A 789-nucleotide genomic window follows, 5' to 3' on the forward strand; every position below is an offset into this window, starting at 1 on the left:
GAACACGCCCTGTTCCGGCCAGGCAGGGCACGCATCACAAGACCTGGCCAGTCACAAAGGAGAGAAAAAATGGCAAAAGAATGGCCATCCCTGAAAGAAGGTCTCCGGACTATGGACCCCCTGGCTGGGGATTTGTACTCTTCCTGGTCAGCAACTTCTTTCTCATACAGGTGTTCTGGAAAAACAGGATGCCTGTACTCGTCGTGATGACCCTTTGGTACGTCTTTTGGTCTACCAACGGCGTCATCAATCATTTCGGATGGTGATCGCATCCGAATTGAGCAACACGGCCTGATCAGCCGTAGGAGGAATGCGATGAAAGCATTTCGTTTCTTCGGGCACGAAGAAGCCTTCGTAGCCCGCAAGGTTGGCGTCCGACCTCTGGTCGCCCTCGATACCACGGGGGTTTTTCATCTGGAGGACGGGGAGGGCAACACCCTGAGCGTCACCGGGCGGCACACCGGCCTGGGCGGCTGGGAAATCTCCATCCGGGAATTTTCTGCACCGGTCTGGGGGTTCAGTCTGGACCGGTTCCGGGGGAGTCTCCGGTTGTGCGTCTCAGCACCGGACACAACGGTGCTGACCGGACCGCTCAAGGAGGGGGAAGCATGAAAGCCACCCCGCTTTGGGCACCGGAAGACGCCTAGGCCATCCTGGCGCTGATCCAGCGCTGCCAGCCATGGAGAGCGAAGCGAAGGCTGGTAGACCCCAGTAGCCGCGAGGCCGCACTGTTTTCCCGGCGTGCCTTGCGCCAGAGGGAAAACAAAGTAGGCCTCTGAACGCGGCGTC

The 789-nt window shown here is 59.1% G+C and carries 1 protein-coding gene; it reads left to right on the forward strand.

Features of this window, described 5'->3' with window-relative positions:
- Nucleotides 1-315 precede the first annotated feature (315 nt).
- Nucleotides 316-612, forward strand: a complete 297-nt coding sequence (locus tag ACOCD2_RS23310) for a hypothetical protein (protein ID WP_293645953.1) — start codon at nt 316-318, stop codon at nt 610-612.
- The last annotated feature ends 177 nt before the right edge of the window (nt 613-789 follow it).

Origin of the sequence: Thiolapillus sp. (assembly GCF_048562965.1) — a bacterium.
In the GTDB taxonomy this organism is placed as follows: Bacteria; Pseudomonadota; Gammaproteobacteria; order Chromatiales; family Chromatiaceae; genus Thiolapillus; species Thiolapillus brandeum_A.